Source organism: Mesorhizobium sp. M1078 (genome assembly GCF_040318615.1).
In the GTDB taxonomy this organism is placed as follows: Bacteria; Pseudomonadota; Alphaproteobacteria; order Rhizobiales; family Rhizobiaceae; genus Mesorhizobium.
The window spans coordinates 1-3013 of sequence record NZ_JAMYMP010000078.1 but is presented as its reverse complement, the minus strand read 5'-3'; the positions used below and the strand labels follow the sequence as shown (position 1 = coordinate 3013).

Annotated in this window: 2 protein-coding genes and 1 pseudogene; all 3 read right to left on the bottom strand. The window is 61.0% G+C overall.

Annotation, left to right across the window (positions count from 1 at the left end; translation table 11 throughout):
* Nucleotides 1-409: 409 nt before the first annotated feature.
* Nucleotides 410-1201: a calcium-binding protein gene (locus NKH38_RS33090; RefSeq protein ID WP_023673926.1), complete on the bottom strand. Its 792-nt coding sequence runs from the start codon at nt 1199-1201 to the stop codon at nt 410-412.
* A 369-nt stretch (nt 1202-1570) separates the two neighbouring features.
* Nucleotides 1571-1801, bottom strand: a pseudogene (locus NKH38_RS33085) (HlyD family type I secretion periplasmic adaptor subunit); the annotation flags it as partial.
* A partial coding sequence (locus NKH38_RS33080) for a type I secretion system permease/ATPase (RefSeq protein ID WP_352670268.1) occupies nt 1776-3013 on the bottom strand: 1238 nt, incomplete at its 5' end. The gene NKH38_RS33080 and the pseudogene NKH38_RS33085, both read right to left, overlap by 26 nt.

Below are 3013 nucleotides of genomic sequence, written 5' to 3'. Positions count from 1 at the left end.
TCAAAGCTGAATCCTTTAAGGAATGGTTGTCACGTAAGTCTCCGGAGGCTGGCGACCCAGCTCCCTATATTGCTCCCCGACCGGCAACCGACTGCATCCGCTCACTGGTTCAGGATCAGTGCTCCCGCCGAATATGTTTGGTCCCGGCATTTAATGGAGCGGGTCAACAACACCGTCCGGCTGAAGGTTTGGAAGGGATTCATCGTGGTCGGCCGCAAGGGCCCGAACAGGCTTCCGCCTCCACACCTTCAGGAGATTTCGGTCCACGACCAGCGCGACGCGCAGGGCTTCGTCACTGTACACGCTGACTGCTCCCAGGCGCCCCGGCCCATGGCAAGTAGCGGAAACGGACGGGAAAGCGCCCGCCCGGGGGGGCGGGGCGGGCGCGGTTCCGCATGGGTTTTCTGGATCAAACGAAGGTGAAGTCCGACGCGGTCAGGCCTAGGTCGGCCACGGTGACTACACCGCCCAGGTGGGCGAACTCGTGCGCGCTGCCGTCGGCGGTGACATAGGCCAGAGTTGCAACTCTGTCAGTGTAGCTGCTTTGGTAGACAATGATGTCGCCGGCGTGCTCGCCGGAGATCGCACTCGCCGCCTCATTAGCAGAGTTGAAAGATTCACCAGTGATCACCACGACGTGTTCGCCGTTCGCACCCGACGCCGCACCGCTGTAGAAGCTGCTCACCGGGTAGCCGGACTGTATGCTGGCGTTGTTGACGAAGTTCGCGCCAAAACCGTCGTTGTAGAGGCCTACCGCATCGAAGGCGAACTTGTCCTCCGCCGGGTTGAAATCGGTGATAGTGGTAATGTCCGACGTCGACCCGACAACCCCAGGCACCGGATTGTGGAACTGGAACACGAACGTGTCACTGTCGCTGCCCCCGGTCAACGTGTCCTGGCCGTCACCCACGTAGAGGACATCCTGGCCGGGTCCGCCGCTGAGCCTGTCATTGTCCTCACCGGAGACGCGCGCGTTGAAGCGGCCGTTGTCGCCGGAGAGATCGTCCCAGCCATCTCCGCCGAAGATGCGGTCGTTACCCTCGCCGCCGATGGCTCGGTCACTGCCCGCGCCACCCGAGATCTCGTCGTTGCCGCCACGACCGTCAAGCCAGTCACCGCCCTGGTAACCCTCGATCCAGTCAACACCCTCGGTGCCGAGGAGTGTTTCGGAACCCGGGCCACCTTCGATAATCTTTGCCATTGAAAATACTCCTAATGATGCCCCTGCCTGAGTCGTTCATATTCGTCATCGGACAATTGGAGAAATCGATTGCTTGGATAGGCATACATTTACGAAATGGATGCATTCTCGTTCACTTCGCCCTTCTGCTGAGCAGTTGCGGGCTCGCAGGCGGCGGGGACACGCCCCAGGCAATCGGCCCGAACATTCACACTCAAAGAACGGTCCAGGAAAACTTGGCAACCGGTCGTCCTGGTTGGGCCGCCCTCGGAAGAACGGGCATGGGGCTGTGTTGCCGAGTCGCGCCGGCACTGCCCATTGCGAGCAATGGAACGTTAGGGAGCGCGTTCGCGCGAGCCGAGATCGGAACCGACAGGCGCACCAGGTAGTACGAAATGCCGGGTTCACCAGGATTTCTCCGACCACCCCGCTAGTCGGGTGCTGTATCTTCTCACTAGGAAACGACGACAAAGTGTCCGGACGCTACAACCGCACCGGAGAGATTCGTGAAGGTCGCCCAGGCTCCGGCTCCTCCCACAAAGATCACGCTCGCCAGAAGGCCCGCCACCAGGTGCCGGCGAATGGACTCGAAACGTCATTGTTCTGATGAATGCCGGACACCGGGATCCTCCATGTCAGCGCGCTCTGCCACGTGATCCTGTGTAGACTCGATGGCCTTCAGGACTTTGGAACGCGCACCGAATGATCGCTGCCGTCCACCTTCCATCACCAACACCAAATCGACGGCGCGGATGGCGCTCGGCCGATGGGCGACGACAACCGCAATGCCCTTGCGCTCGCGCACGGAGGCGATCGCATTAACGACTGCAGCTTCGCCTTCCGCGTCGAGATGGGCATTGGGTTCATCCAGCACGACAAGGAAAGGGTCTCGATAAAGGGCCCGGGCAAGACCGATAAGCTGACGCTGCCCGGCGGAAAGTGCCGATCCGGCCTCACCAATCGGAGTTTCGTATCCGTGCTCAAATCGGAGGATCAGTTCGTGCGTGCCCGCTGCTTTCGCCGCGGCGACAATAGCCTCAGGGTCAGGATCATCTTCAAAACGAGCGATGTTTTCGGCAATGGTGCCATCGAACAATTCAACACCTTGTGGCAGATAGCCGATGTGACGGCCTAGTGCTTCCCGGTCCCATTGATCGAGGCTTGCGCTGTCGATGCGAACCTTCCCGGCGACCGGCGTCCATGCGCCGACGATGGCGCGCGAGAGTGTCGACTTGCCCGAGCCCGACGGGCCGATGACCCCGAGTGCGCTTCCCGCCTGAATGGCAAACGCAAGGCCGGTCACCGTCGGCTTGCTTTCGCCGGGCGGAACGATTGTCACGCTTTCGAGGCGCAGTTCGCGTTCAGGTGCAGGCATTAGCATAACAGGAGCGGTTTCAGGAACCTTTTCCAAGAGGTCCTCCAGCCGCGCCCAACCCTGGCGCGCCATGAGGAAGGGTTTCCAGCTTGAAATGGCGAGGTCGACCGGAGCCAGCGCACGCCCCATCATGATCGAACTGGCAATCATGACCCCGGCCGTAGCCTCTTCCCTGACGACAAGGTACGCACCGACGGCAAGAATGGCCGATTGCAGCAGCACGCGCAGCGACTTTGAAATGGCACCCAGCCCACCTGCCACGTCCCCAGCTTTCCGGTTGGCGGCCAGACACTTGGCATTGGCCTTTTGCCATCGGGCAGCGATCCGCTTTCCAAGACCGAGAGCTTGCACGACCTCGGCATTGCAACGCGCTGCTTGCAGCAGACCATTGCGTGCCATGTTGTGGGCAACGGTATCGCTTATCGGCCCTTGCGAGAGAGTGTTGGCAAGGAGTGTCA

Bases quoted from the DNA above. Each gene is read 5' to 3' on its own strand.
- NKH38_RS33090 (WP_023673926.1), bottom strand. From the start codon at position 1,201: ATGGCAAAGATTATCGAAGGTGGCCCGGGTTCCGAAACACTCCTCGGC.